Here is a 26,586-nt window from a genome sequence, read left to right on the forward strand (position 1 = left end):
CGCGTTTGGCACTCAGGGTGTGTTAATGTACCTAAGTTTACCATCAAAGAAAGGTTTCCCTATTATGCAAAGTGACTCGCTGCATCAAACACTTCAATCCGTATTTGGTTTTGACTCATTACGCCAAGGTCAACAACCTGTTATTGAAGCGGTTATGAATGGTTACTCTGCTGCGGCCATCTTTCCTACAGGTTCGGGTAAGTCTCTCTGTTACCAATTGCCAGCAACCGTATTGCCCAATCTTACGTTGGTGATCTCGCCGTTGTTGGCGTTAATGAAAGATCAGCTGAACTTTTTGCAAAGTAAAGGGATCCCGGCCGCTTCTATCGATAGCAGTCAAAGCAGAGAAGAGTCACAACGCGTCATGGCAGGGGTAAAAAATGGACAGATCAAAATATTGATGATTTCTGTTGAGCGCCTAAAGAACGAGCGTTTTCGTGAGTTCATTCGCCAAGTGCCGATCTCTTTGATGGTGGTTGATGAAGCGCACTGTATTTCCGAATGGGGACATAACTTCCGCCCTGATTATCTCAAGCTACCGCAGTATCAACGTGAACTGAACATTCCACAATCTTTGCTTCTCACTGCAACAGCAACGCCCGCAGTTATTGAAGACATGAAACAAAAGTTCGATATTGCCAGTGAACATATTACCGTTACAGGCTTCTACCGCCCCAATCTGGATATCTCGGTGATCCCATGCGAGGAAGCAACGAAACAAGAAGTGCTAAGTGAGCTCATCGCCTCTTCTCCTAAGCTTCCGACTATCGTATACGTGACACAACAGCAGACAGCAGAGCAAGTAGCAAAATCACTAATCCATATTGGCATTAATGCTCACGCGTACCATGCAGGTATGAAAAGCGACATCCGTGAACAAATCCAACAGCAGTTCATGGATAGCCAAATTGACTGTATTGTTGCCACGATTGCATTTGGTATGGGGGTCGATAAATCTGATATCCGCCGCGTCATTCACTTCGACTTACCCAAATCGATCGAGAACTACGCACAAGAGATTGGACGTGCAGGCAGGGACGGGCAACGTTCTGAGTGCATTCTGCTGGGCAATACGTCCGGCTTAACGGTGTTGGAAAACTTTGTCTATGGTGACACACCTGAACTAACCTCGATTAACTATGTAGTCGAGCAAGCGAAAGAACATGCTCCACAATGGGAGGTAGTGCCACTGCGTTTATCGCGTGAAAGTAATATCCGCCAATTGCCACTCAAAACCTTGTTGGTTTATTTGGAGCTACATAAACTCATTGAAGCAAAATACAGTTACTTTGCGGAATATCGCTTTAAGTTTTTGCACGATCAGCAATTTATTGTGAATCAATTTCAAGGCGAGCGACGTCAATTCGTGGAGGCTATTTTCTCCTGCTCGCAAAAAGCCAAAGTGTGGTGCCAAGTTGACCTAGAAGCGTTATGGATGAACTATCAATCGGAACGCAGCCGAGTTGTCGCAGCCCTCGACTATTTTCACCAGAATGGTTGGATAGAGCTAGAGAGCAAACAACTGACCGACGTGTACTCTGTTTTGCCAACCACACATAGTTCTGATGTTTTAATCCAACAACTGTATGAACTGTTCCAATCCAAAGAAAGCAAAGATATCGAAAGAATTCACACCATGCTGCGCTTGTTCCAGTCAGAGCACTGTTTGAGCTCACAATTGGCGAACTACTTTGCTGATCACAATGCACCAGAGCAATGTGGTCACTGCTCCGTGTGTCGTGGTCAAGTCGCTTCGTTCCCAACACCACAAGGTGAGGATATTGAGCCACCTCAAGTAGCAATGTGGGTGCAGGAATTTATTCAGCTCTCCCCTTCAGCTATCAGCAATGATGCTGTCGCCCGCTTCTTGTGTGGAATTAGTACCCCTTTAATTAGCCAGCTAAAAGCTTCAAAACTGGCGGGTTATGGTGCGATGGCCAACACAAGCTTTGAACAAGTATTAGCTCAGGTAGAAGCAGTAAGAGCCTAAAAAAAGCTCAATTGACGCGCTTGGTTCTCGGGCTTGAGCATCACGTTCAAGCCTAAAAGGCGTATTTCCCGTCCGTTTTGGCGCTTAAGAATATCTCTTAGCAAGATCTTGAAGTCCTCAAGCTCTAATTGCGGATGGATATGCTCAATTGTTGTCAGTTGAAAGTCGGCAAATTTGACTTTAATACCTTGTTTAATAATCGATTTATCTGGGCTTGCACGCTCTAAGCGATTCTCGAGTTCAGGATAAAGTTTATCCTCGATCACTTGCCAACATTCATCATAGCTCGAGATATTCTGGCTAAATGTCCGTTCCACACCGACGGATTTTCTGTCGCGCTCAACGACGACCTCTCGATTATCAATTCCATGGCTACGCTGCCATAAAGATGCTCCCTGACGACCAAACTGTCTCAGCAATTCACGATAGTCGCTGTTTTTAATATCCTCACATCGATAAAAGCCCGCTTGATGTAGCTTCTCAAGACTCACCTTCCCAACACCAGGAATGTTTTCCAGCGGAAGTGTATCGATAACTTCCTGGACCTTATCTGGCGGGATAACAAACTGACCGTTGGGTTTATTCATATCAGAGGCAACTTTGGCAAGGAACTTAATCGGTGCAATGCCCGCCGATGCCGTCAGCCCAAGCTCATTCCATATGTCGCGTCGAATAGACTCCGCGATCAACGTTGCGGAGCCACGACAAGCTGTCGAGTCCGTAACATCGAGGTATGCTTCATCTAATGATAGAGGTTCAATGATAGGCGTATAACGCTCAAAAATAGCACGAATCTGCTGAGAGACTTGTTTGTACACGTGCATTCGACCGGGAACCACCAGTAGATGGGGGCAGAGTTGCAATGCACGCGCCGTTGACATTGCACTACGAACGCCATATTTGCGCGCCTCATAATTACAGGTGCTAATCACGCCACGCTGTTTTTCATGACCGCCAACGGCGAGTGCAATGCCACGGTAACTAGGATTATCTCTCATCTCAACGGCAGCATAAAAACAATCCATATCGACGTGAATGATTTTTCTAATTCGGTCTGACATAGCCATCAAATACTGTTCAAAAAAACAGTATAAATTAAATCTGCCTTGATAGAAATGAGAGTTTGTAAACGTGCTTTAATCTCGTAACATCACATCAAGCTGATCGACCAACTCTGCCCAGTCTGCGTCTTCTTCAATGGCTTGCTTGAGAAATGTGGCCTGCGAACTTGTCCAAAAGCTGGCTTCATGCAGAGGGGCTGAAGCTCTTTTGTGTCGATGTTCGTTAATAAAGTCCTTTATCTCTTGAGGAGAGCTGCCGAGGCCTAATTGTTGAAACAATTCAGCCATACCGTGTTGATGCATTTCCATATTTCCTCCTAAGTTAACGCGCTTTAGTTTGAGTATATAACCAAATAACAGTTAAGTACGGTGATTAAAGGGAAATGACTTGGCTGTGAAGTCTGCACCGACTTAAGCTTCCGGTCATCCTAGATTAAACGTAGCAAGCAAAGTATAAACTCTCAGAGAAGTAGAGCGAGAAATATAAAATAACCCAGCTTTAGCTGGGTTATTTTATATTTCTCTTTGGATGACCGATACTTAAGCAATTCGATCTTTTTCCCATGCAGCCAATTTCTCAGCTCGCGCCGCTTCACGTGCTTCACGTTTCTTACGCGCGTCACATGGTTCTGGACAGTTACATACCTTCTCAATACCTACTGCACCAAGACCGCCACAGCTACCCTTCACCACTTTCTTCTGGAAGATGTAGCCAACAGCCATCGCTGCGATTACCGCAACAAAAACTGCAAACGTAATTAGAAATGTACTCATAAGAACATGCTCACTTCTGTTGTTATTTCTTCATGAACGGCTTGTATGCTTCCGAAGCCAGCTCTTTAAAACCATTTTCCGTCTTCACAATCATGAAAACAGGAATATTATTTTCGTTCGCAATTGCCATGCCTTTGTCTTCACCTAGCACCATAAGACCAGTTGCAAGACCATCAGCAGTCATCGACGATTTATCTAATACCGTTACAGACACCACTTTATGATGAATAGGTTTGCCTGTTCTTGGATTAATAATATGAGAGTATCTCACACCATTACTCTCAAAGTAATTACGATAGTCACCACTTGTTGCAATTGCCATGTCCCCTGGCTCAATAATTTCTTGAATTGAGCGCTCATCAATAGTCGGCTTTTCAATCGCAATGCGCCAAGGCACGCCTTCACGATTCACGCCTTTGAGGCGCATTTCACCGCCCACTTCTACCATGAAGTTATGAACCCCTTCAGATTGAAGGTAGTCAGCAACCACGTCAACCCCCCAACCTTTAGCAATAGTTGATAAATCGACATACAAGTTAGGAATATCTTTGGACAATTTATTGCCATCAATAGATAGATGATGAATGCCAGTATTGGCTTTGCGTGCCGCTAGCTCTTCATCTGTAGGAACGACATCAGGGCGAGCTTCTGGGCCAAAGCCCCACAGGTTAACTAAAGGACCGACTGTCACATCCAATGCGCCTAAAGTAAGACCGTTGAGACGAATCGCCTCTTTGACTACGGTTGCTGTTTGTGTCGATACAGTAAATGGCTCACTCGTTTGATGCTGGTTAAAGCGACTTAATTCTGAATCATCACGGTAGGTCGACATTTGGTCATTAACCTCTTCCAATAAGCGATCAATTTCCGTCTGCATCGCTTTTGGCGTTGGAATACCATCTTGCTCGATATATTTGATGTTATAAGAAGTCCCCATGGTAGGGCCACTTAGATGAATTTGATCTGCTGGCTGCTCACAGCCAGCCAAAATCAATAGAGAAGCGAATGCAACAAGCCACGTTTTCACTTGTTAACTCCCAATGTTGTTGAATTGATATGGGGAATGGGACCGATTACTTAAATCCAATTACCTATATCAACTGTTGAATATTATTTTTACTTCTACAAAAAATAATGGCTAGCTCTTAGAGAGCTAGCCATAGATTCAATCACTTGGAGGGATTAACCACCGAAGTCATCTAGTAGGATGTTTTCATCCTCTACACCTAGATCTTTTAGCATGCCGATAACAGCAGCGTTCATCATAGGTGGACCACACATGTAGTATTCACAGTCTTCTGGCGCTTCGTGATCACGTAGATAGTTCTCGTAAAGAACGTTGTGAATAAAGCCAGTGTAACCATCCCAGTTATCTTCTGGAAGTGGATCAGACAGTGCACAGTGCCATACGAAGTTGTCATTCTCAGCTTGTAGCATATCGAAGTCTTCTACGTAGAACATTTCACGCTTAGAACGTGCGCCGTACCAGAAAGACATCTTACGCTTAGAGTGTAGACGCTTAAGTTGGTCGAAGATGTGTGAGCGCATCGGAGCCATACCAGCACCACCACCAACGAATACCATTTCTGCATCTGTATCTTTCGCAAAGAACTCACCAAATGGACCAGAAATAGTACACTTGTCGCCTTCTTTTAGAGACCAGATGTACGAAGACATGATGCCTGGTGGTACGTCTGGGTTGTTCGGCGGCGGAGTCGCGATACGAACGTTAAGCATGATGATACCGTGCTCTTCTGGGTAGTTAGCCATTGAGTATGCACGGATGGTCTCTTCGTTAACTTTAGACTCGTAACGGAAAAGGTTGAACTTCTCCCAGTCTTCACGGTATTCCTCAGGAATATCGTAGTCTGCGTATTTCACGTGGTGAGCAGGTGCTTCAATCTGGATGTAACCACCAGCACGGAAAGGTACTGATTCGCCATCTGGAATTTGTAGCTTAAGCTCTTTGATGAATGTCGCTTTGTTATCGTTAGAGATAACGGTACATTCCCACTTCTTAACGCCGAAGATTTCTTCAGGAAGCTCGATGTCCATGTCAGTTTTCATAGCAACCTGACACGCTAGACGCTCACCTTCACGTGCTTCACCTTTAGTAATATGGTCAAGCTCGGTTGGTAGGATGTCGCCACCACCTGATTTAACTTTTACGCGACACTGACCACATGAGCCACCGCCACCACAAGCAGAAGATACGAATACGCCAGCACCGGCTAGAGCACTCAGTAGCTTACCACCTGGTTGTGTAACGATCGCCAGAGAAGGGTCATCGTTCACAGAAATTGTAATGTCACCTGTTGGTACAAGCTTAGACTTAGCGAAAAGAATCACTAGTACTAGTGCAAGTACGATCAGAGTAAACATCACTACACCAAGAATAATGTCCATTGACTATTCCTTAATTGTTGCGGTTTACCCGACTTACAGTTGAACACCAGAGAAAGACATAAAGCCTAACGCCATAAGACCTACAGTGATAAATGTGATACCAAGACCACGTAGACCTGGAGGTACGTCAGAGTACTTCATCTTCTCACGGATACCTGCAAGAGCAACGATTGCCAGCATCCAGCCCACACCAGAGCCGAAACCGTAAACGATAGATTCAGCAAAGTTGTAGTCACGTTGTACCATGAAAGATACACCACCGAAGATTGCACAGTTTACTGTGATCAGCGGTAGGAAGATGCCTAGCGCGTTGTACAAAGGTGGGAAGAAACGGTCTAGAACCATCTCTAGAATCTGTACAAGTGCTGCAATTACACCGATAAAGGTGATGAAGTTTAGGAAGCTAAGGTCCACGCCCTCAACTAACGCGTTCTCTCTCAGAACTAGGTTGTATACTAGGTTGTTCACAGGAACAGCGATAGTCAGTACTACCACAACTGCAACACCTAGGCCGAAAGAGGTCTTAACCTTCTTAGATACGGCAAGGAAAGTACACATACCTAGGAAGAAAGACAGAGCCATGTTTTCGATGAAAATCGATTTAACTAACAGACTAATGTAATGTTCCATGACGTCCTTACTCCTTCGCTTCTACTTGTTCTGGTTTCAGAATACGGATTACCCAGATAAGGAAGCCGATTAGGAAGAATGCTGATGGTGCTAGTAGCATTAGGCCGTTAGGCTGGTACCAACCACCGTTGCTCACTAGAGGTAGAACTTCTAGGCCAAATAGTTTGCCTGAGCCAAATAGCTCACGGAAGAAACCTACAGTGATAAGAACGAAACCGTAACCTAGACCGTTACCAATACCGTCAATAAGAGATGGTACTGGCGCAGACTTCATTGCGAATGCTTCAGCACGACCCATTACGATACAGTTAGTGATAATCAGACCAACGAATACAGATAGCTGTTTAGAGATATCGTATAGGTAAGCTTTTAGCACCTGGTCTACCACGATTACTAGCGATGCGATAATTGCCATCTGAACGATGATACGCACACTGTTAGGAATGTGGTTACGGATCAATGAAACAGAGAAGTTAGACAACGCAGTTACAAATGTTACCGCTAGCGTCATTACAAAAGCTGTTTCTAGTTTAGTTGTTACTGCAAGAGCAGAACATACACCAAGAACTTGTAGCGCGATTGGGTTGTTATCCAATACTGGCGCTAGAATGCTCTTTTTAACGTTTTGTGCACTAGACATTAGTTAAGTTCTCCGTCACGAACTTTTGCTAGGAAAGGACCAAAGCCCTTATCACCCAACCAGAAGTCAAATGTGTGTTGAACACCATTACTAGTGAGCGTTGCTCCTGATAGGCCATCAACACCGTGCTCAGAACCTTGCGGTGCGCCGCCTTTCACGACCTTAATCGCTGGCTGATGATCTTCATTGTACAATTTCTTGCCAATGAATTGATCGCGCCATGAAGGGTTCTCTACTTCACCACCAAGTCCAGGAGTTTCACCTTGCTCGTAGTAAGTAATAGCAGACACAGTGTTACCATCAGTTTCAACGGCTACAAAGGCATACATCATCGACCATAGTCCTTTACCGTGCATAGGCAAGATAACTTTTTGGACTTCATCTTGGTCTTTTACTAAGTACACCACTGCTGTATTCGCACGACGACGGATATCAGCGACGTCTTCTTCTGGTGTCAATGCGATTGAACGTTCTGCATCTTTTGATGCTTCGCGCTGATCGTACGTAGATGCATTACCCTCAGTAAAGTTACCTGTTTCAAGGTCTACCAGACGAGGTTCGATGTACTCAGCAAATAGCTCTGGTACTTTCTTACCGTTCGCGTCAATGCCTGCAACTTCAACGATCTTTGATTGCTTATCTAGGACAGCGTTAGCTTTTTGCTTATCACGCAGACCTACTGCTGCTGTTGATACGATGATTGAACAAACAAGGCTCAACCCGATAACAACACCCAGCGTCTTTTTAATGCTGTCGTTATTACTTGCCATAGCGTGCTAGTCTCCGCTTGATGTTCTTCTCAATCACTACATGGTCGAACAGAGGTGCGAATAGGTTCGCGAATAGAATCGCCAGCATCATACCTTCTGGGTACGCCGGGTTAACTACGCGGATCATCACACACATTGCACCAATCAGGATGCCGTACCACCATTTACCTTTGTTAGTAAATGACGCTGATACTGGGTCCGTTGCCATGAAGAACATACCGAATGCAAAACCACCTAGAACTAGGTGCCAGTGCCATGGCATGTTGAACATTGGGTTAGTGTCAGAACCGATCACGTTAAACAGAGTCGATACTGCAATCATACCGATCATTACGCCCGCAATGATGCGCCATGAAGCGATTCGCATGTAAACGATCATCGCTGCACCGATCATTAGAGCTAGAGTCGATACTTCACCAATAGAGCCAGGGATGTTACCGATGAAAGCGTCCATCCAAGTGATAGGAGAACCAGTTACTGTGTTAACTAGAGCACCGTTACCACCTTGAGCCCATTGGCTAAGAGCAGTTGCACCAGAGAAGCCGTCAGCTGCAGTCCATACTACGTCACCCGAGATTTGCGCTGGGTAAGCGAAGAATAGGAATGCACGACCTGCAAGTGCAGGGTTAAGGAAGTTACGACCTGTACCACCGAAGATCTCCTTCGCAACAACAACACCAAATGTGATACCTAGTGCCGCTTGCCATAGAGGTAGCGTTGGTGGAACGATAAGTGCGAACAAGATAGAAGTAACAAAGAAGCCTTCGTTTACTTCGTGCTTACGCACCATACAGAAAAGCACTTCCCAGAAACCACCAACAAGGAATACTGTTGCGTAGATAGGTAGGAAGTAGGTCGCACCTAGTAGCATCTTACTGCCAACCCCTGCATCAGCGGCAATCGTTCCGCCCAGCATTTCAGTTAGCCAGTAGTGCCAGTTACCAGAGATAACTGTCGCTAGTTGATCACCAGCGTACATGTGGTTAAGCGCTGCAATAGCTTGGCCACCTGCGTTGTACATACCCCAGAACATTGCTGGGAATACCGCAAACCAAACCATGATCATGATACGTTTTAGGTCAACGCTATCACGAACGTGCGAGCTTTTATTTGTTACGATACCTGGAGTGTAAAAAACTGTTGCTACAGCTTCGTACAGGGCAAACCATTTTTCGTGTTTACCACCAGGCTCAAAATGATGCTCGATGTCTTCAAGAAACTTTTTAAGAGCCATGAAAATTACCCTTCCTTCTCGATAGTATCTAGGCATTCACGAAGTAACGTACCGTACTCGTACTTACCTGGACATACAAAGGTACACAATGCTAGATCTTCTTCATCCAGTTCAAGCGCACCCAGTGCTTGAGCACTGTCTGTATCACCTGCACATAGATCACGAAGCAGCAGAGTAGGCTCCATATCTAGAGGCATTACGCGTTCGTAGTTGCCAATTGGAACCATTGAACGATCACTACCATTGGTCGTCGTTGTCATATTGAACAACTGACCTTTGAATACGTGACCAAGGAAAGAGCGAGTTACCGAGAACTTATTCTTACCAGGCATTGCCCAGCCAAATAGTTCTTTCTCACGGCCTTCACGTAATACAGAAACCTGTTGATGGTAACGGCCAAGGTATGCGTGTGGACCAGTTGCATGTGTACCTGTCAGTACAGAACCAGAAATCACACGAACTTCGCCAGGCATCAGCTCGTTATCTGTTAGGTCATCCAAGCTTGCACCGATTACGGTACGAACTAGACGAGGGTTATTCACAACTGGACCAGCTAGAGACACAACACGATCTGTGTATAGCTCACCAGTTAGGAACAGCTTACCGAACGCGATAACGTCTTGGTAGTTGATGCTCCATGCCACATTTTCTGCATTCACTGGGTATAGGAAATGCATGTGGGTGCCAGCAAGACCTGCTGGGTGAGGGCCATCGAAGACGTGTTCTTCTACGTTAGACTGTGAAGAGCGTGGCAAACTAGTGCCAGATTTACATACGTAAACCTTGCCTTCTGTCAGGGCTGAAAGAATGTCTAGACCAGCAATGAATGCTTCTTGTTGCTCATTAATGATCAACTCAGGCTTAGCTGCTAGTGGATTAGTATCCATTGCAGTTACGAAAATAGCCTTAGTAGAAGACTCGATTGCAGGAACCTTGCTAAACGGACGAGTACGTAAAGCGGTCCATAGGCCAGAGTCAACCAACTGAGTCTTGATCACTTCACGATCTAGACCTGAAAGTTGAGCGGCTTCGAACTTATCAAATGTCACCTGCTCTTCACCTGCCACTTCAATCACTACAGATTGAAGGACACGTTTAGCGCCACGGTTAACTTCGATCACTTTACCGGCTGCTGGTGCAGTAAATTTCACGCCAGGGTTCTTTTTATCTTCAAAAAGAACTTGCGCTTTTTTCACTTCATCACCAACGCGGACATGCATGGTAGGACGCATGCCAACGTACTCTTCGCCAAGCAAGGCGACTTTTTTGATGGTCTTACCATCATTAATCACCTGGGATGGAGTTCCTGCGATAGGAAGATCCAAGCCCTTCTTTATTGTAATCATACGCACTTGCACTACTTTTATCGGGAAAAAGATTCTTTTGATTGCGTAACTTTTAGACACGACATCAGTGTCCGGTTTTGATGTTGTTTTAAACATCAAAATCGCAACATCCTATTAAAAATCTCGTCACAAGGAATACGCGAGATTTATCAGGTGCCGTAGTCTAGCATTTTTTAGGAACTTGATGCCATGACCAATCATTAGAATAGAGGGGTTATTTCGGTAGAATCAGGTCTAAAAGGTCAAAGAATAGTCATAACTTTGACCGATCGCACAAATGCCATATTCCATACATATCTTATGGAAAAGTCATATTCATCGCCTGAAATATCCTGCAATTTCCATTCATTTGTTGAAACACTGTTAACACATTTTTTAACCAGAATTTGTGCCACATCAATGCCCCTAAAGAATGTAAAACGAAAAAAGATGGCCTTAGCCACCTTTTCTCTGCACCTTTATATTTTGCGTCTTTAGTGACCGCCACCCATACACATAGGGCTATCAGGAGCGCCATCTTGTTCTCGCTTCCACTCTTCATCAGTGTATGTATGGATAGCTAGTGCATGAATGTGGTTATCTAGCTCATCTGCCAAAATTTGATGAACTTGGCGATGGCGTCCAATCAAACGCTGTCCCGCGAACGAATCACTCACAACAATCACTTTGAAGTGACTCTCCGAGCCTGGTGGCACATTATGCATGTAGCTCTCATTAATCACTTTGAGATAGCTTGGTTGCAGCTCACTGTGTAGTTTCTTCTCTATGATTTCTTGGATCATATTCGTTCCTCATTGATGCGAATTCCATAAGTATATACCTAAGTAAAGCAGACGTGTATCACTCAAACATCACTCTCATTATTGATGCATTTTACGTTCAACTGATTTCAAAGCGCTTGACGCTACGAACATGCCTAGAGAGCGACCACCACTGAACACGTAAAATTTGACAGCTTTTTGTATCTCGACACGTCATCATTTGCGACAATAACACTTAATTTCTAAATCAACTTACATTTAGCTATGAAAACCGAACTGAATATTCACGAGCGAAGCTTAACACTTCATCGTTTCCCAAAACGCAGCAATGAAACTCTACAAGCGTGGGATGCCGGTGATGAGTATCTTATTAATCATGTTGAAGAACTTGCTTTGCCAGACAATCAAAACATCCTCGTGATTAATGACAGCTTTGGTGCCCTCTCCTGCTGGTTTTCAGAAAAGCACCATGTGACGCTAATGAGTGATTCTTTCATTTCTCATAAAGGTGTGCAGCAGAACCTTGAGCAAAACCAGTGCAATAAGGTAGCGTTTGCAACCACGATGGATCCCGTACCTTCCAATACTGATCTCGTATTGCTGCAACTGCCAAAAAGTAACCGTCACCTCGTTTGGATACTCAGTCAGTTAAGAAAAGCACTGCCTGCATCCTGCCCCATCATTGCAGTTAATAAAGCGAAAGACATTCATACTTCAACGCTAAAACTGTTTGAAAAATACTTGGGTGAGACAAAAACATCTCTGGCATGGAAAAAGCACCGATTGGTATTTGCTCAAGCAACGGTTGAACCAACAATTGAAGTGAGCCCTTTCACTACTTGGCGCGTTGATGGCGAAGATATCGAACTCAAGAACATGCCAAATGTCTATTCAGGAGAAAGCTTAGATTTAGGTGCGCGTTTTATGCTGCAGCACCTACCTCATGACCCATTGGTAGATAATGTTATCGATCTCGGTTGCGGTAATGGTGTTCTGTCTGTGAAGTTTGGTCAGCTGAATCCGAATGCTCGATTAACATGTGTTGATGAAAGCTTTATGGCGCTTGAGTCCGCGAAGCAGAACCTGCTAGATAACCTTGGTGAAAATAGAGACATACAGTGTGTTGCAAACAATTGTTTGGACGGTTTTAAACACAACAGCTGCTCTATGATTATGTGTAACCCACCCTTTCACCAACAGCAGGCCATCACCGATCATATTGCTTGGCAAATGTTCTGTGATGCAAAGCAAGTATTGAGTGAAAGTGGTAAGTTACTGGTGATTGGAAATCGTCATCTTGGTTACGACGCAAAACTAAAACGGCTGTTTGGCGATAAGAATGTGAAACTTATCGCTTCCAACAATAAGTTTGTGATTTTACAGGCCACAAAAAATCCTGCTAAATTAAGCGCAAAATAAGCTTTAGCAAAATAGTTAAAAGGAATAATAAAATGAGAAAATTGGTACTTGCGGCTTCGGTTGCGTTGCTTGCTGCGTGTTCAGCGCCTCAACAGCCTCAGCTGAATTTGATGCCAGAAAGCACACTGAGCACCAATCCAATTGTTCAAGGCAAGACTTACAGCTTGACCAGCAAAGATGTACGTGCAGCGCAGTACGTGGCGTTGGTGGATAACGGCCGTTCGAACATTCTTCCTCTTCATGCTAAACAGAATTTACGTATTGCGTTAGAAGAAGCATTAGAGAAGCAGTTTTCATCTCAGGGCTTCCATGCCGATCTAAACAGCAACAATGCAATTGAATTAAACGTTCAAGAAGCATTAGTTAACGTAAAACATTCGGTGATGGAAAATGAGATGGATGCGAAAGTCGTGCTTGAAATCACCGCAGAAACACCAGAAGGCAAGCTGGTCAAAACTTACACAGGCACTGCGAAGCGTTCTGGCACATTGAGTGCGTCTGATGCCGACATTGAGCAAACACTGAATGATGTAGTGACATTAACACTTAAAGAAATTGCCAATGATCCTGAGCTTCGTCAGTACATGCAGGAGCGTTTCTAATGTTACGCAAGGCAATTCTTTCTCTCGCGCTACTCAGCTGCAGCGTTTGGGCTGGACCAAAAGTGGCGTTTGAAACAACGTTAGGTTCATTTACTGTCGAACTGAATGAAGAGAAAGCGCCGATTACGGTAGCGAACTTCCTGAAATATGTAGAAGACGGTAGCTATGAAGGCACTATTTTTCACCGCGTTATTCCAGGCTTTATGGCGCAAGGTGGTGGCTTTAACCAAGATATGCAAATGGTGAAGACTTACGCTCCAATCAAAAACGAGGGTAATAACGGTTTAAATAACGACCGTGCGACGATTGCAATGGCGCGCACCAACGCGCCTGACTCTGCTACTCGTCAGTTTTTTATCAATTTAGTCGACAATGATTTTCTAAACTACGGCGCTCGTCCACCGGGTTATGCTGTATTTGGCGAGGTCACGGAAGGATTCGACATTATCCAAAAAATGGCAAAACAGCCAACTACGACGACTCGTGGTATGCGTGATGTTCCCGAGACTCAAATCGTCATCACTAAAGCAACACTACTTAAATAGCCAAAACGATAAGCCCTTTGAATAATCGAAGGGCTTTCTCTTTCAACGGCTTCATTTTATTGGATTGATTTATGTCTTCATTACCTTCCATCACTTGGTTGGAAACGGTAAAAAGTTACCTCGATAAACGACTCATGTGGGTTTTCATGTTGGGCTGCTCTAGCGGCTTTCCGTGGGTACTTATCGGTTCAAATATGTCTGGCTGGCTAAAAGACGCTGGTTTGACCCTATCCGCAATAGGCTACTTTGGTAGTGTCTTTGCGGTTTATGCAATTAACTTTCTCTGGGCGCCACTCGTAGACCGGGTGAAGCTACCAGTGCTCTATCGACTACTTGGACAAAGGCGTAGCTGGATTTTCTTCTGTCAAAGCATCGTACTCGTCGCGACGGTATTTATTGCGGGCGTGAATCCAGCAGAGAACTTGGTGTTCGCGTCTCTACTCGCCTTGTGTATTGCAACCGCATCAGCCACACAAGACATCGCGATAGATGCTTTTCGTATTGATACTTTCCCAAAATCAGAAGAATCTAAGCTGCCACAAGCTTCTGCAATGGCGGTCATTGGCTGGTGGACAGGTTATTCACTACCGGGTTATTTAGCGTTTGTTAATGCTGATAGCGTCGGTTGGAATGGCGTGTATTACGGGATGGCGGTGATAGTCGGCATTCTAATGGTCTTTACGATTTTAGTCGGTGAACCGAAGACTCAACGCGAACAACTTCAGTCTGCCGCTGAACAACGCCACAAAGAAGTGGTTGGTTCAAAAGTCGTGGCTTGGTTTACTGTGACTGTTGTAGAACCTTTCCTTGACTTCTTTAATCGCAATGGCGTCCGTGTCGCGATTACTCTTTTGCTGTTCGTTTTCCTATTCAAAATTGGCGAAGCGTTTTTGGGCAGGATGTCGATCGCGTTCTATAAAGATATTGGTTTTAGTAACGAACAAATTGGTTATTACTCCAAACTGATCGGATGGGGAGCCACTATCTTCTTTACCTTTGTCGGAAGTATGTTCAACGTCAGGTTTGGTATTGTACGTGGATTAATGATCGGCGGTATTGCTATGTCTGCCAGCAACTTGATGTTTGCTTGGATTGCATCGGTAGGCCCAAATGAGCACCTATACTTAGCAACCATAATTGTCGATAACTTTACGACTGCTTTCTCAACTGTCGCTTTTGTTTCATTTTTGACGATTCTAACCGGACAAGCATTCTCGGCAACTCAGTATGCGTTGCTTGCCTCTTTGGGCAACTTCGGACGAACGACTCTTGCTTCTTTCAGTGGAGAACTGGTGGACTACCTCAATGACTGGAGCACGTTCTTTGTGCTTACCGCTGTTATGGTCGTGCCAAGCTTGATTATGTTGTACTCGCTACGACATTACTTTGATGCTCTATTGGAAAAGGCACGTCACAAGCACTAAGAAGCGCATCAAAAAACCACCGAATTCGGTGGTTTTTGTTTTGCGAGATATAAGATAAGAGGTCTATGGGTATAGCCCTTTGCCAAACATATTAAATATACGTGCCACACCTTGAGTAAAGATCATCGGCTCAGTCAGTACGGTTAAACACAAGCAATCTTCTCCGGCCTTAGTGTAAGGGCTGTGCTTCACTGACGCGTCTCTAATCATCAAATCGCCCTCTTCATATTGGCCATCCTCATCACTAAACCCACCATGTAGGATCAATGTAGATTCTAAGCCTTTGTGCGTATGTTGAGGGATTTGCACATCTTCTCCGATGTACATTAAGCTAACACGAGCATCTTCCCCTAGATCAATCTGAGCACTGAAAACCTTGCCTCCGTAACTTCTCCATGACCCTACAAGGTCAGAGAAACGCGCTAAGGTTTTGGGAAGTTCAAAGCTCTTTCCTGCAACATTCACTGCGGCAGGATCTCGGATAACGATGTTATCTGTCGCTGGCTCCGCATTGATAATATCATTGAACATATCGTCGAATTCAGGGACATGTTCAGAGGGGATGTCGCTCACGATATTCGCTTGGCTGGCTTCGACTTGGTTCACATAAGCTCGGCACTTGGTGCATGTTTCTAAATGGGTTGCGACCACAAGACCAGAAACTGCATCAATGCTTCCCGAAGCGTATGCTTCTAGCAAGCTGTTATCTGGGTGTTTGTTCATAGTTGCTCCGTATGCATTGAATGCCTTAGCTTTTCTACTGCAAGCCTCAGCCTGGATTTTACGGTACCGAGGGGTATATCAAATAATTCCGCGACCTGTTGATGAGGTAGCTCTTCAAGATATACCGCTTGTAAAACATCTCTCTGGTTTTTCGGTAATATATCTAAAAACTTAACCACCTGTTCTTTCAACATATCTTGCTCTGGTGAATAGTGATCAACAAGATCAGGTGGATAATACTCTGACGGCCAAATGTCATCAGAATGAATGTGTAATTCCTTACCTTTCTGTTTTCTCAGCAAATCAAAACAAAGGTTTCGGATTATGGTATATATCCAAGTCGATAACGCGCTCTTTTCACCATCATAGAGGTGCGCTTTCTGCCAAACTGTCGCCATGGTCTCTTGCACCATCTCCATAGCAACTTGCTCATTACCAACATGTTTGTAAGCGAATTGCTTCAGCTTGGGTGCGTAAAAACGGAATACAAAAGCGAACGCGTCTTTATCTCGAGCCTTCACTTTGTCCATGTAATCGTTCCAATCACTGCGCCCCAGTTTTTTTGGGCTATCACTCATCATAATCGGCCTTAATTTTAGGGAGGAGTCATCTCCTCCCATTCATCCTAATCGGTAACGTCATCAACCAACAAGTTGAAGCCACCGTTGTTCCCATCATCAATGGCAACCACCTGATACACAACACCATTCATCACATTGACTGGTGCTGAATCAACAGCAACCGTACTTGGATCGCCTGCCACTGTCACGGTTACATAATAGGTACCTTCAGCGACATATAATCCTTGTACGCTATCTTTATACGCAAAATTAGCAATAGTTGGATCACTTCCATCTATTCCTGCACTCGTAGTGAGGTAAATATCCACCATTTCCGCTATAGGATTCGCCGCCGCGTGTGTCACATTCAACGTCGCGCTAGTCGCCACAGCGCGTCTCATATCTTCAACAACCAGAGCTTCGATATCAATCGCTGGGCTAACAACACCGACTGCGTAAACACTGTAATCCATTCCACCCGCAACCATTAATCCGTCAACATCTATGATCGGACTGGTTGTTGTGCCATCCACGTAAACGTCAATATCGTAAGCGCCAGCAGCAAGATCCAAATAACCACGAATCTCTTTGAACGCTAAGTCGGCAAGAGGAGCGAAGGCCGCCCCGTTAACGTTAACATCGACGACTGGCGCTCCATCGACAAGGTGTCCGACTCTTACTTCAGCTTGGCTGCCCATATCTTCAATTATAGAAGAGCCCGAACCGTCCAACACCAAGAGTTTGACAGGGGACGTGCTATTCGAATCTCCTGTGCCGATAGCGGCAATCGTCAAGTTGGAATTAGCCGCAAGAGATACTGTGCCCGAGTCAAAAGCAACGCTGTCTCCTACGGCAAGTCGAACTTGATACTCACCAGCTGGGATGTTCAATACGTCGGTAGAAGCTTTGTAAGCAAGGTTAGTTATTGGAGTCGCGCTAGCAAGAGCAACACCTGGCTCAGTGACATAAAGATCAACAGCAGGAACGCCTGAAGCTGCATGAACAACTTGAACATCTAGACTATTGGCATCAGCCATTGAATCGGCGCTGCGAGTCACAACTAAAGGCTCAACTGGGTTTGGCGAACCATCGGCATCGCCAACAACGAACACGTTATAATTGAGGTCGGAATCAAGATCTAGTTCTGTTTTAGGTATTACGGTCGCGGTTTCATTACCTGGGAGCTGAACATCGACCTGAATCGAATTCATCCCCTCTCGCAATTTAACGTAGCCAGATCCCACACCATAATCAACATTCGTTAATGATGGTTTATCGTTGATCCACACATTTGCAAGCGGCGCATCAGAAGACGCGTGCACTGCTTGTAAATTGGAATACTCGATAGTGTCACTGTCGGAGCCACACGCCGCCAGTCCTAATGTCGCAACAATAGTTAGCGCAGCTTTATTAAATCCTTTCATATCCTTGCCTCTTTGTTAGTCGGGGCTTCTATGGCTTCTGTCAGAAATTGCAACGCAGGAATGCAGTTCTCTGCGCCAACGAGCTGTTCGAACAGATTGCAGTCTAAAGGAAGTAATTCAAGCCAGCGCTGGGTCACCCAAGCTGAGTCATCGTAAAAACGATGCTGGTAGAGGTTTCCAAGTTGAGGAAACTCTTCATAAACATGGGATAACTGCTGGCTTAAATAGAAGAAATCTGGTGAGTTGTCTGGATGTTGCCAATTGTCTAACCATTCGACCTCTGCATGGCGTAAGCCGTCCGCATCTGCACGAACTCGTTTGACAACAAAGCGTTTCTCACCAGCGACTGTAATACCAAGAAGACCATCACTGAGTGTTTCAAAATCAACGATCCTGACCAAAGTTCCGATAGATGAAACATTTCCCACGTCTTTAGGGTCACCCTCACTACCTACTAGGCAAACTCCAAAGCCCACATTTTGTAGGCTGCATTCCTTTACCATTCGCTTATATCGTGGCTCAAAAATGCGCAGATTCATTTTACCTTCAGGGAGTACAACTGAAGTGAGTGGGAATAACATGACTTCTTTCATTCAAACGTCCTCTTTGATTCACCGATACATACGAATCCCTTATCACTCCGATCACTAACGATTTATGTTGGTTAATCGACTGGCTTAAAAAGTCATAAAATCGCTTACGCAAACGATCCAAATCACATATTTATTGCAATCAAATGCAACAAACAAAAAGTTCCGTAAATAAAGATAATTTCGTGACGCAACTCACCAAAAACGTTCAATTTTGCACCCTTTATCACTTTCATTTGGGATTTTTATCGCTATTATTCCCGCCAATTGGAAAGCGCAGCACAGATTGCGTGTTCTGAATCATTACAAACATAGAGAGTCCCCTTATGCGTAAATCACTTTTAGCTCTTAGCCTTCTAGCGGCTACTTCAGCTCCAGTTATGGCGGCAGATTACTCTGACGGCGATATCCACAAAAACGATTACAAGTGGATGCAATTTAACCTAATGGGTGCATTTGACGAACTTCCAGGTGAGTCTTCACACGACTACCTAGAAATGGAATTCGGCGGCCGCTCTGGTATCTTCGACCTTTACGGCTACGTTGATGTATTCAACCTAACTTCTGATCCAGGTAGCGACAAAGCTGGCGCAGAGAAGATCTTTATGAAATTCGCTCCACGTATGTCTCTAGATGCGGTAACTGGTAAAGACCTATCTTTCGGTCCTGTTCAAGAACTATACGTTGCAACTCTAATCGAGTGGGGTGGTAACTCTGGTGTTAACTCTCAAAAAATCGGTCTAGGTTCTGACGTAATGGTTCCTTGGTTTGGTAAAGTTGGTGTTAACCTATACGGCACTTACGACGGCAACAAAAAGGATTGGAACGGTTTCCAAATCTCGACTAACTGGTTCAAACCATTCTACTTCTTCGAGAACGGTTCATTCATTTCTTACCAAGGCTACATCGATTACCAATTCGGTATGGATGATGATGCAGGTAACAAATTTGGTTCAACCGCGTCAAACGGTGGTGCAATGTTCAACGGTATCTACTGGCACTCAGACCGCTTCGCAGTGGGTTACGGTCTAAAAGGCTACAAAGACGTGTACGGTATCAAAGATACTGATGGGTTTAAGTCAACTGGCTTTGGCCACTACCTAGCTGTAACTTACAAGTTCTAATTGAACCACTAAGTTTGCTCAAAAATGGCGCCTTTTGGCGCCATTTTTATTTGCTTTCCTTTTTTCCCTCATTATCCTTGCAGCAAACCTTTTTAATGAGAGCGTTTGGTGAATATCCTTATCCTCGGTCCAGGTGCGGTTGGCTCACTCTGGGCAACAAAATTTAAGCTTGCCGGGCACAATGTTTCATTGTGGGGAAGAAGCTCTGAAAGCCAACAATCACTTCAGTTGGATGACACACCCGCAATCGTATTCAGTAATCAAGATATTTCCTCCGTAAATCAAGCGGATCTCATTTTGATCACGGTAAAAGCTTGGCAAGTGGAAGACGCCATTCAGCCTTTACTGCCTCATATCAACGCTGACACGATTATCATGCTGATGCACAATGGTATGGGTACCGCCTCTGGCGTGGAGAAGGCTCTGCCAAACAATCCGATAGTGCTCGCCACAACGACGCACGGCGCATACAAACCAGATAACCAACACGTACTGCATACCGGTCACGGAACAACGCAAGTGGGTGGTTATAATGACAAAGGAATGCAGTGCGCTTTTCTGCAAGATGTTATGCATCATGCCCTTCCAGAGGCCATTTGGAATCCACACATCCAATCTGCGTTATGGACTAAGTTAGCGATCAACTGCGCGATTAACCCACTGACTGCGATTCACCAGTGTAAGAATGGTGAGCTTGCGCAGCCCGAGTTTAAGATACAACTCGAAAGCATCACTCAAGAACTGGTTGAAGTAATGAGTAAAGAAGGTATTGCTATCGAGTATCGCTCTCTTTTCGATACGGTAATGCAAGTGGTGAACGCCACAGCTGAGAACTATTCTTCAATGAAGCAAGACGTATTCCATCAACGTCGAACGGAAATTGATTTTATAACCGGATACTTGTTAAAGGCTGCCGAGAAACATCGCATCAATACGCCTGAGAATTTAAAACTTTACCAACGCATCAAACAAATAGAACAAAGCTGGACAGAACAATGAGTAAGAAAATCTTAGTGCCAATCGCTCCGGGCACCGAAGAAATGGAAGCCGTCACCGTTATCGACATGATGGTTCGCGCGGGTTATGACGTTACGGTAGCGAGTGCTGCTTTTGATGGCTCATTGACGATGAAAGCTTCTCGCGGAGTCACACTAACAGCCGATTGTAAGCTGGTCGATATCGCTGATGATGAGTTTGACGCCATAGCGCTTTCTGGTGGTGTTGGTGGTGCAGAAATTTTTCGTGATAGCACGGTGATGATAGAAATCCTTAAGCAGCACATCTACGAGGGAAAGTTGGTCGCTGCTATCTGCGCAGCACCGGCGTTGGTATTGCAACACCATGATCTTTTCCCACAATCACTGATGACCTGTCACCCGAGCTTTCAGTCACATATCCCGGAAGAGAAGTGGCGCAGCAAACGCGTGACCTTTGATATCAACCACAACCTTATCACCAGTCAAGGTCCGGGCACTGCTTTAGAGTTCGCAATGGAAGTAATCATTCAACTCTCAGGTAAAAAACACGCATGGTCAGTTGCTGAACCAATGATCCCTCTGCCTACTCTGCATTACCATAAGCTTGGTGAAGAATAATGTTTGACGTAAATGCTGTACGTGAGCAATTTCCCGCTCTAAATCAATCCGTCAACGATACGCCCTTAGTGTATCTAGATAGCGCAGCGACAACGCAAAAACCGCAATGTGTGATTGATGTCATCAGTCATTACTACAGTGCGCAAAATGCCAATGTTCACCGTGGCAGTCATAGTTTAACGGCTAATGCCACCAGCCAATTTGAAGCGGCACGAGAACGAGTGGCAAACTTTATTGGTGCAAACAGCTCTAAAGAGATCATTTGGACACGGGGCGCAACCGAAGCACTGAACTTAATTGCTCAGACTTACGCCCGCAGCACGTTACAACCGGGTGATGAGATCTTGATTAGCGAGATGGAGCACCACGCTAACATCGTGCCTTGGCAAATCGTGGCAGAGCAAACGGGCGCCAAAGTCATAAAAGTTCCAATGACATCAGATTGCCAGTTCGACATCAGCGCATTTAAGGTGCTTCTGTCTGACCGCTGTAAAATTGTTGCTTGTGCGCAAATCACCAACGTCACGGGCACACGACAACCTATCGAAAAAATCACTGAACTAGCGCACAGCGTTGGCGCGGTTGTTGTGATTGATGGCGCTCAAGGCATCGTCCATGAGCAGCTTGATTTATCGGTATCAGATATCGATTTTTACGTTTTCTCAGGTCACAAGCTTTATGCGCCAGCAGGTATTGGTGTCCTATACGGCAAACTAGAGTTGTTAGAAGCTATGCCACCATGGCACGGCGGCGGTAAAATGGTTGAACGCGTTTCTTTCGAGAAAACGACCTTTTCAGCACTTCCTGGCAAATTTGAAGCGGGCACACCAAACGTAGCGGGCGCGATTGCTTTAGCGAAAGCCATTGAGTGGTACCAAGGTTTTGACCATCACGCAGTCGAGGATCATCTCCATGCGCTTCAGGATAAGGCCTACCAAGCACTAAACGCGTTGGATGACATCCATATTCTAGGCTATCAACCGAATGCCTCTGTACTGACGTTCGTAATGGACGGCGTTCATCACCAAGACATGGCGACGCTGCTCGATCAACAAGGCATTGCGGTACGAGCAGGACACCACTGCGCTCACCCATTGATGGATGCGCTAAACGTTAAAGGCACGGTACGCGTTTCTTTTGGTATTTATAACACGGCTGAAGATGTGGATAGACTCATCGCCGCCGTAGAAAAAGCCGTCGACATGCTATAACGCCAACGGTTTGATTTGGAGTAACCAACAAGGTTACTCCATCTGCCTATCCAGAGTCGCCACGCAATTTCTGCCATTTCTTTTCGCAGCATAAAGCGCTTTATCTGCATGCGCATACAAACGTTTGGTGGTTTCATTTCTGCCTATTTCCACCACGCCTACACTCACCGTGACCGGAATTTCAATCTTTTCAAATTCGAACTGACAATTTTGAATATGGGAACGTACTTCCTCTCCTACCTCTTTCGCCGCCGACAGAGAAGTTTCTGGCAAAATAATCGCAAACTCCTCCCCTCCGACTCTTGCAAAAATTTCGTCTTTGACGAGTAAGTGAGAAACCAAATCAGCTAACGTCTCTAAGACATAATCCCCCGCATCATGACTACGTTTATCATTGATGACTTTAAAAAAATCCAAATCAAATAATAACAACGCGGAGTGATAATCCGGAGCTTGGGATTTAATAACTTCTTCTGTGAGCTTTTCGAAAAAGACACGTCGATTGTAGATGTTGGTAAGAGCATCAATTTGGCTTTGATGGCGAAGAAGGGTTTCAACTCGGTGGCGATTGGAGATGTTACGTGTAAGAATAAGGACAACGCGACGACCTCGGTATTTTATAGCGAGTGGGCAGATCTTTCCTTCGTAGTATAGGTCGCGCATCTATTCCCTGAATGCTGTCGGCGCACATCTTGTACTCGATCGTCACAATACTGTCTTGTTTCAGTGACCGATTTATCTGTTCGATAAACCAGTCAGCTTTATCTTTCTCAAGTACGCTGTGCAGCGTCTCACCTATCAAATTACTTCCATCGTGATAGGCTTTTTTATCTGTTCCTCCAAAAACATCAATATAGATACCATCTTCACTCAGAATAAAAGTGGGGTCTGGCATTCCGGATAACACGTCTTGCGCATGTTCCAAGGTGAATTGCATATAGGGAGGTTCCTAGCATTTGTATCTAAGTAACCCAATCGCTTCCAAGTGTGTTTCCACATTGGGGAATAGGAGCTAATGGGGCATATGTCTATTATCTAATATAGACAAATTTTAAATACAATTGAGTTTATAAAAACCAAGTGGGCAATATAATGAACCAGGATCAATAGAATGGTTAATTAACGCTAAAATAGTCGACCATTTGCATATTTTTTATCCATATGCAAAAAATATCTCAACTCAGATACAAAAAACGCCAAACAGCTAGGCTATTCGCGTTTTTTAAGAATTGGGAAAATGACTCGTTACACGGCGGTTTGCTTAATCTGCTCTACAATAGCTTTCAAGCCATTACCACGTGACGGGCTTAAATGGGAGACAAGCCCCAGTTGATCAAAATAAGCATCAATATCAAATGCTTGAATTTGATCGGCCGTTTTACCGTCATAAGCTGCCATTACCAAGGCAATCAACCCACGGACGATACGCGCATCGGAGTCCGCACAAAAATGCCAAACGCCATCTTGCTCTTGGCTCACTAGCCACACCAAGCTTTCACAGCCCGAAACGGTAACTTGTTCTGATTTCAGCTCTTCTGGCATTTGTGGCAGCTTTTTACCCCACTGAATAACCTGACGGTAACGATCTTCCCAGCCTTTAAATTGCTGCATAGTCGCTACAATGTCTTCGCTGGTGATATCTGTACCAAATGGAGAAACGGGAAAATCTGTCATGATGCGCTCTTCTTCTAGTTTACTTCTTATATTTTGAAATCAACTTCTCAACGATTCGCGATACCGCGACAAAGCCAAACGTTGCAGTTACGACAGTCGCCGCACCAAAACCGCTAGCGCAATCCATACGTTTTGGGCCTTCCGCTGTCGACTTCACACCACACACTGAACCGTCTGCTTGAGGGTACTTCAGCTGCTCGGTTGAAAACACGCAATCAATACCAAACTTACGAGCCGGATTCTTAGGGAAGTTATGATGACGACGCAAGGTGTCTTTGATTTTCTTCGCTAGAGGATCTTGGATCGTTTTCGTTAAATCAGCGACCATGATCTGCGTTGGGTCAACCTGACCACCAGCGCCCCCCGTAGTGATCACTTTGATCTTGTTGCTGCGGCAATACGCCAACAAAGACGCCTTCGCTTTTACGCTGTCAATCGCATCTAGCACGTAATCAAACTCTTTGCTTAAGTACTCATGTTGATTGTCTGGCGTGATGAAATCATCAATCAGGTTGACTTTACACTCTGGGTTGATCAATTTGACACGCTCGGCCATCACTTCAATTTTGCTTTGGCCAACGGTGCCCGTCATCGCATGAATTTGGCGGTTAATGTTCGTGACACAAACATCGTCCATATCAATCAGAGTTAGCTCACCGATCCCTGTACGAGCCAGCGCTTCCACCGCCCATGAACCTACGCCACCAATACCAATCACACAAACGTGTGCAGCGCGAAGAATGTCCACTTCGCTGTTGCCATAAAGACGACGAGTGCCGCCAAAGCGTTGATTGTAGCTGTCAGATGCTGGGGTATCGAGTTCACGCATATTGAAGTCCAGATGATCGATAGAAAAACAAAGAGTGCGATTTATACGCACTCTTTGATGAAATGTCTAGATAAGAGAGTGTTCCTCTCTCTTGGACGACTATTGTAGCTTTTCTGGCGGTAAAGCCCAAGGCGCTTGAGTTGGTGAGTTTTCTAACCCAAGTTTCCACACTCGACCAAAATGCTTGTAGTGCCCTGCTTCCGTTCCTGCTCTCGCACCAATGCCATGATACAGATCCAAATGGTTCTGTTTTACCGCACCACCAGTGTCTAAAACGATCAGCATTCGCAGTTGATGCGCACCACTCCACGTACCATCGGCATTCAGCAGTGGCACTTCCGCCAAGATTGGCGTACCCATAGGTAAGATAGAACGGTCACCCGCGACGGCGGCCATTGGCAACAACGGAATACCAGCCGAGCCTGTTACTGGCGCTTCTGCTTTTGGCGCAAAGAAAACGTAAGAAGGGTTTTGCTCCAACAACTCGCGCACTTTCGCATCGTCGTTGTCCATCACCCACTCTTTGATTGCTTTGAGGGACATTTTTTCACGCGGGACTTCACCACGTTCAATCAAAATGCGGCCAATGCTGACGTAAGCTTTATTGTTTTTACCCGCGTACGCAAAGTACTCCAACGTATCATCATCTTCAAAATGCACGTAGCCACTGCCTTGCACTTCCATCATAAATGGGTCGATACGATTAGGCGCGTAACCTAGCACCAAACCTTGTCCATCTAGTGCTCCATTGTAGATCTCCGCGCGAGTCGGACAATCTGATGAGCAGTTTGGCTTGCCATAAACTGGGTACTTAAAAATGTCGTTTGGTGTATGACGCAGTTCCATCACGGGAGAAAAGTATCCGGTAAACAACACATTACCTTTTTTATCACCACCACCCAATTGCGCGGCTTGAATGCCAAACGCACTCAACGCGCTGGTATCTCCGCTCTGTTGCGCCCACTCACTTAATCGTTGATATAGCGGTTGGTACATCTTCGCCATGGATGGTGACTTTATCACCACTTGCTCAGCTTGCTTGTTAAATTCAGTAAAATCGCGTGGTTTGTTAGACTCAACCACATCCACTTGATTGAGGATCTGAGGAAACTCACCATCAAGATATTGCTGAGCACGATCATTTTGTTGAGCACAGCCAAAGAGTAGGCTCAAAGAGATAATAGGAAGGAGTTTTTTTAACACGTGTCTTTTCCGTAAAAGAGAATAGCAAAAGGATGGCAAACAAATGCATAC

28 protein-coding genes are annotated in these 26,586 nt (G+C 45.0%); 9 read left to right on the plus strand and 19 right to left on the minus strand.

Annotated elements, in window-relative coordinates; genetic code table 11:
• Positions 1–64 precede the first annotated feature (64 nt).
• The gene (locus NDJ01_RS06350) at positions 65–1,990 is read left to right on the plus strand and encodes an ATP-dependent DNA helicase RecQ (RefSeq protein ID WP_258586517.1); all 1,926 of its coding nucleotides are present in this window, start codon (positions 65–67) and stop codon (positions 1,988–1,990) included.
• Here the strand turns inward: NDJ01_RS06350 and dinB are convergent.
• From dinB to bolA, 11 genes are all read right to left on the minus strand, one after another.
• Complete coding sequence (gene dinB, locus NDJ01_RS06355) at positions 1,987–3,015, minus strand: DNA polymerase IV (RefSeq protein ID WP_258586518.1); 1,029 nt, start codon at positions 3,013–3,015, stop codon at positions 1,987–1,989. The genes NDJ01_RS06350 and dinB overlap by 4 nt on opposite strands.
• A gap of 111 nt (positions 3,016–3,126) precedes the next feature.
• The gene (locus NDJ01_RS06360) at positions 3,127–3,360 is read right to left on the minus strand and encodes a DUF2789 domain-containing protein (protein ID WP_012841486.1); all 234 of its coding nucleotides are present in this window, start codon (positions 3,358–3,360) and stop codon (positions 3,127–3,129) included.
• A gap of 231 nt (positions 3,361–3,591) precedes the next feature.
• A complete protein-coding gene (nqrM, locus tag NDJ01_RS06365; protein ID WP_005436655.1) occupies positions 3,592–3,825 on the minus strand; it encodes a (Na+)-NQR maturation NqrM in 234 nt (77 codons plus the stop codon).
• Between the two features lie 22 nt (positions 3,826–3,847).
• Positions 3,848–4,852, minus strand: a complete 1,005-nt coding sequence (locus NDJ01_RS06370; protein WP_065645499.1) for an FAD:protein FMN transferase — start codon at positions 4,850–4,852, stop codon at positions 3,848–3,850.
• A 155-nt stretch (positions 4,853–5,007) separates the two neighbouring features.
• On the minus strand, positions 5,008–6,231 hold the full coding sequence (gene nqrF, locus NDJ01_RS06375) for an NADH:ubiquinone reductase (Na(+)-transporting) subunit F (protein WP_005380271.1): 1,224 nt from the start codon (positions 6,229–6,231) through the stop codon (positions 5,008–5,010).
• Positions 6,232–6,264: 33 nt separating this feature from the next.
• Positions 6,265–6,861, minus strand: coding sequence for an NADH:ubiquinone reductase (Na(+)-transporting) subunit E (gene nqrE / locus NDJ01_RS06380; protein ID WP_005380270.1), 597 nt, complete (start codon positions 6,859–6,861; stop codon positions 6,265–6,267).
• Between the two features lie 7 nt (positions 6,862–6,868).
• Positions 6,869–7,501, minus strand: coding sequence for an NADH:ubiquinone reductase (Na(+)-transporting) subunit D (locus NDJ01_RS06385; RefSeq protein WP_005380269.1), 633 nt, complete (start codon positions 7,499–7,501; stop codon positions 6,869–6,871).
• Entirely contained in the window at positions 7,501–8,271 is a 771-nt protein-coding gene (locus NDJ01_RS06390; protein WP_006742550.1) for a Na(+)-translocating NADH-quinone reductase subunit C, read from the minus strand. Before NDJ01_RS06390 ends, NDJ01_RS06385 begins: the two co-directional genes overlap by 1 nt.
• Positions 8,261–9,505 carry an NADH:ubiquinone reductase (Na(+)-transporting) subunit B gene (locus tag NDJ01_RS06395; protein WP_006742551.1) on the minus strand — a complete coding sequence of 415 codons (1,245 nt, stop codon included), beginning with the start codon at positions 9,503–9,505 and terminating at the stop codon, positions 8,261–8,263. The genes NDJ01_RS06390 and NDJ01_RS06395 overlap by 11 nt, the downstream gene beginning before the upstream one ends.
• 5 nt (positions 9,506–9,510) lie before the next feature.
• Positions 9,511–10,851, minus strand: a complete 1,341-nt coding sequence (locus tag NDJ01_RS06400) for a Na(+)-translocating NADH-quinone reductase subunit A (protein WP_041853022.1) — start codon at positions 10,849–10,851, stop codon at positions 9,511–9,513.
• Positions 10,852–11,324: 473 nt separating this feature from the next.
• Positions 11,325–11,633 carry a transcriptional regulator BolA gene (gene bolA, locus NDJ01_RS06405; RefSeq protein ID WP_005380262.1) on the minus strand — a complete coding sequence of 103 codons (309 nt, stop codon included), beginning with the start codon at positions 11,631–11,633 and terminating at the stop codon, positions 11,325–11,327.
• Positions 11,634–11,876: 243 nt separating this feature from the next.
• On the opposite strand from bolA, the gene NDJ01_RS06410 reads away from it, so the two are divergent.
• The 4 genes from NDJ01_RS06410 to NDJ01_RS06425 all read left to right on the plus strand — a co-directional run bounded on the left by NDJ01_RS06410 (position 11,877) and on the right by NDJ01_RS06425 (position 15,602).
• Positions 11,877–13,031, plus strand: a complete 1,155-nt coding sequence (locus NDJ01_RS06410; RefSeq protein WP_258586450.1) for a methyltransferase — start codon at positions 11,877–11,879, stop codon at positions 13,029–13,031.
• 32 nt (positions 13,032–13,063) lie between these two features.
• Positions 13,064–13,633, plus strand: a complete 570-nt coding sequence (locus NDJ01_RS06415; protein WP_012841484.1) for a YajG family lipoprotein — start codon at positions 13,064–13,066, stop codon at positions 13,631–13,633.
• The gene (locus NDJ01_RS06420; RefSeq protein WP_012841483.1) at positions 13,633–14,178 is read left to right on the plus strand and encodes a peptidylprolyl isomerase; all 546 of its coding nucleotides are present in this window, start codon (positions 13,633–13,635) and stop codon (positions 14,176–14,178) included. Before NDJ01_RS06415 ends, NDJ01_RS06420 begins: the two co-directional genes overlap by 1 nt.
• 71 nt (positions 14,179–14,249) lie before the next feature.
• Positions 14,250–15,602: an AmpG family muropeptide MFS transporter gene (locus tag NDJ01_RS06425; protein WP_006742554.1), complete on the plus strand. Its 1,353-nt coding sequence runs from the start codon at positions 14,250–14,252 to the stop codon at positions 15,600–15,602.
• Between the two features lie 63 nt (positions 15,603–15,665).
• Here the strand turns inward: NDJ01_RS06425 and NDJ01_RS06430 are convergent, their stop codons facing one another.
• From NDJ01_RS06430 to NDJ01_RS06445, 4 genes are read right to left on the minus strand one after another with little or no spacing between them, the layout of a single operon-like run.
• The gene (locus NDJ01_RS06430; protein WP_258586451.1) at positions 15,666–16,325 is read right to left on the minus strand and encodes a ChrR family anti-sigma-E factor; all 660 of its coding nucleotides are present in this window, start codon (positions 16,323–16,325) and stop codon (positions 15,666–15,668) included.
• A complete protein-coding gene (locus NDJ01_RS06435) occupies positions 16,322–16,906 on the minus strand; it encodes an RNA polymerase sigma factor (protein ID WP_005380255.1) in 585 nt (194 codons plus the stop codon). The genes NDJ01_RS06430 and NDJ01_RS06435 overlap by 4 nt, the downstream gene beginning before the upstream one ends.
• A 44-nt stretch (positions 16,907–16,950) precedes the next feature.
• Positions 16,951–18,309 carry a DUF4397 domain-containing protein gene (locus tag NDJ01_RS06440; protein WP_258586452.1) on the minus strand — a complete coding sequence of 453 codons (1,359 nt, stop codon included), beginning with the start codon at positions 18,307–18,309 and terminating at the stop codon, positions 16,951–16,953.
• Positions 18,306–18,902, minus strand: a complete 597-nt coding sequence (locus NDJ01_RS06445) for an LON peptidase substrate-binding domain-containing protein (RefSeq protein ID WP_005380253.1) — start codon at positions 18,900–18,902, stop codon at positions 18,306–18,308. The genes NDJ01_RS06440 and NDJ01_RS06445 overlap by 4 nt, the downstream gene beginning before the upstream one ends.
• Positions 18,903–19,225: 323 nt before the next feature.
• Here NDJ01_RS06445 and NDJ01_RS06450 point away from each other — a divergent pair, with 323 nt between their 5' ends.
• The 4 genes from NDJ01_RS06450 (at position 19,226) to csdA (ending at position 22,829) form a co-directional block, all read left to right on the plus strand.
• Complete coding sequence (locus tag NDJ01_RS06450) at positions 19,226–20,023, plus strand: outer membrane protein OmpK (protein ID WP_005385292.1); 798 nt, start codon at positions 19,226–19,228, stop codon at positions 20,021–20,023.
• Between the two features lie 108 nt (positions 20,024–20,131).
• Positions 20,132–21,022: a 2-dehydropantoate 2-reductase gene (gene panE, locus NDJ01_RS06455; protein ID WP_258586453.1), complete on the plus strand. Its 891-nt coding sequence runs from the start codon at positions 20,132–20,134 to the stop codon at positions 21,020–21,022.
• Positions 21,019–21,618 carry a DJ-1 family glyoxalase III gene (locus tag NDJ01_RS06460; RefSeq protein WP_006742560.1) on the plus strand — a complete coding sequence of 200 codons (600 nt, stop codon included), beginning with the start codon at positions 21,019–21,021 and terminating at the stop codon, positions 21,616–21,618. The genes panE and NDJ01_RS06460 overlap by 4 nt, the downstream gene beginning before the upstream one ends.
• A complete protein-coding gene (csdA, locus tag NDJ01_RS06465; RefSeq protein ID WP_145473552.1) occupies positions 21,618–22,829 on the plus strand; it encodes a cysteine desulfurase CsdA in 1,212 nt (403 codons plus the stop codon). The genes NDJ01_RS06460 and csdA overlap by 1 nt, the downstream gene beginning before the upstream one ends.
• A gap of 33 nt (positions 22,830–22,862) precedes the next feature.
• Here the strand turns inward: csdA and NDJ01_RS06470 are convergent, their stop codons facing one another.
• From NDJ01_RS06470 to mltA, 4 genes are all read right to left on the minus strand, one after another.
• Positions 22,863–23,492: a GGDEF domain-containing protein gene (locus tag NDJ01_RS06470; protein ID WP_258586454.1), complete on the minus strand. Its 630-nt coding sequence runs from the start codon at positions 23,490–23,492 to the stop codon at positions 22,863–22,865.
• A 582-nt stretch (positions 23,493–24,074) separates the two neighbouring features.
• Positions 24,075–24,503 (minus strand): cysteine desulfurase sulfur acceptor subunit CsdE, encoded by a 429-nt coding sequence (gene csdE / locus NDJ01_RS06475; RefSeq protein ID WP_053809816.1) that lies wholly within the window; start codon positions 24,501–24,503, stop codon positions 24,075–24,077.
• A gap of 19 nt (positions 24,504–24,522) precedes the next feature.
• The gene (gene tcdA, locus NDJ01_RS06480; protein WP_005380241.1) at positions 24,523–25,332 is read right to left on the minus strand and encodes a tRNA cyclic N6-threonylcarbamoyladenosine(37) synthase TcdA; all 810 of its coding nucleotides are present in this window, start codon (positions 25,330–25,332) and stop codon (positions 24,523–24,525) included.
• 99 nt (positions 25,333–25,431) lie between these two features.
• Positions 25,432–26,535: a murein transglycosylase A gene (mltA, locus tag NDJ01_RS06485; protein ID WP_145473551.1), complete on the minus strand. Its 1,104-nt coding sequence runs from the start codon at positions 26,533–26,535 to the stop codon at positions 25,432–25,434.
• Between the last annotated feature and the right edge of the window lie 51 nt (positions 26,536–26,586).

This window comes from Vibrio sp. HS-50-1, assembly GCF_024747315.1.
In the GTDB taxonomy this organism is placed as follows: domain Bacteria; phylum Pseudomonadota; class Gammaproteobacteria; order Enterobacterales; family Vibrionaceae; genus Vibrio; species Vibrio diabolicus.

Excerpts from the sequence above, each read along its gene's own strand:
- NDJ01_RS06350 (WP_258586517.1), top strand. The coding sequence starts at position 65 with ATGCAAAGTGACTCGCTGCATCAAACACTTCAATCCGTATTTGGTTTT.
- dinB (WP_258586518.1), bottom strand. The coding sequence starts at position 3,015 with ATGGATTGTTTTTATGCTGCCGTTGAGATGAGAGATAATCCTAGTTAC.
- NDJ01_RS06360 (WP_012841486.1), bottom strand. The coding sequence starts at position 3,360 with ATGGAAATGCATCAACACGGTATGGCTGAATTGTTTCAACAATTAGGC.
- nqrM (WP_005436655.1), bottom strand. The coding sequence starts at position 3,825 with ATGAGTACATTTCTAATTACGTTTGCAGTTTTTGTTGCGGTAATCGCA.
- nqrF (WP_005380271.1), bottom strand. The coding sequence starts at position 6,231 with ATGGACATTATTCTTGGTGTAGTGATGTTTACTCTGATCGTACTTGCA.
- nqrE (WP_005380270.1), bottom strand. The coding sequence starts at position 6,861 with ATGGAACATTACATTAGTCTGTTAGTTAAATCGATTTTCATCGAAAAC.
- NDJ01_RS06385 (WP_005380269.1), bottom strand. The coding sequence starts at position 7,501 with ATGTCTAGTGCACAAAACGTTAAAAAGAGCATTCTAGCGCCAGTATTG.
- NDJ01_RS06390 (WP_006742550.1), bottom strand. The coding sequence starts at position 8,271 with ATGGCAAGTAATAACGACAGCATTAAAAAGACGCTGGGTGTTGTTATC.
- NDJ01_RS06395 (WP_006742551.1), bottom strand. The coding sequence starts at position 9,505 with ATGGCTCTTAAAAAGTTTCTTGAAGACATCGAGCATCATTTTGAGCCT.
- NDJ01_RS06400 (WP_041853022.1), bottom strand. The coding sequence starts at position 10,851 with ATGATTACAATAAAGAAGGGCTTGGATCTTCCTATCGCAGGAACTCCA.
- bolA (WP_005380262.1), bottom strand. The coding sequence starts at position 11,633 with ATGATCCAAGAAATCATAGAGAAGAAACTACACAGTGAGCTGCAACCA.
- NDJ01_RS06410 (WP_258586450.1), top strand. The coding sequence starts at position 11,877 with ATGAAAACCGAACTGAATATTCACGAGCGAAGCTTAACACTTCATCGT.
- NDJ01_RS06415 (WP_012841484.1), top strand. The coding sequence starts at position 13,064 with ATGAGAAAATTGGTACTTGCGGCTTCGGTTGCGTTGCTTGCTGCGTGT.
- NDJ01_RS06420 (WP_012841483.1), top strand. The coding sequence starts at position 13,633 with ATGTTACGCAAGGCAATTCTTTCTCTCGCGCTACTCAGCTGCAGCGTT.
- NDJ01_RS06425 (WP_006742554.1), top strand. The coding sequence starts at position 14,250 with ATGTCTTCATTACCTTCCATCACTTGGTTGGAAACGGTAAAAAGTTAC.
- NDJ01_RS06430 (WP_258586451.1), bottom strand. The coding sequence starts at position 16,325 with ATGAACAAACACCCAGATAACAGCTTGCTAGAAGCATACGCTTCGGGA.
- NDJ01_RS06435 (WP_005380255.1), bottom strand. The coding sequence starts at position 16,906 with ATGATGAGTGATAGCCCAAAAAAACTGGGGCGCAGTGATTGGAACGAT.
- NDJ01_RS06440 (WP_258586452.1), bottom strand. The coding sequence starts at position 18,309 with ATGAAAGGATTTAATAAAGCTGCGCTAACTATTGTTGCGACATTAGGA.
- NDJ01_RS06445 (WP_005380253.1), bottom strand. The coding sequence starts at position 18,902 with ATGAAAGAAGTCATGTTATTCCCACTCACTTCAGTTGTACTCCCTGAA.
- NDJ01_RS06450 (WP_005385292.1), top strand. The coding sequence starts at position 19,226 with ATGCGTAAATCACTTTTAGCTCTTAGCCTTCTAGCGGCTACTTCAGCT.
- NDJ01_RS06460 (WP_006742560.1), top strand. The coding sequence starts at position 21,019 with ATGAGTAAGAAAATCTTAGTGCCAATCGCTCCGGGCACCGAAGAAATG.
- csdA (WP_145473552.1), top strand. The coding sequence starts at position 21,618 with ATGTTTGACGTAAATGCTGTACGTGAGCAATTTCCCGCTCTAAATCAA.
- NDJ01_RS06470 (WP_258586454.1), bottom strand. The coding sequence starts at position 23,492 with ATGCGCGACCTATACTACGAAGGAAAGATCTGCCCACTCGCTATAAAA.
- csdE (WP_053809816.1), bottom strand. The coding sequence starts at position 24,503 with ATGACAGATTTTCCCGTTTCTCCATTTGGTACAGATATCACCAGCGAA.
- tcdA (WP_005380241.1), bottom strand. The coding sequence starts at position 25,332 with ATGCGTGAACTCGATACCCCAGCATCTGACAGCTACAATCAACGCTTT.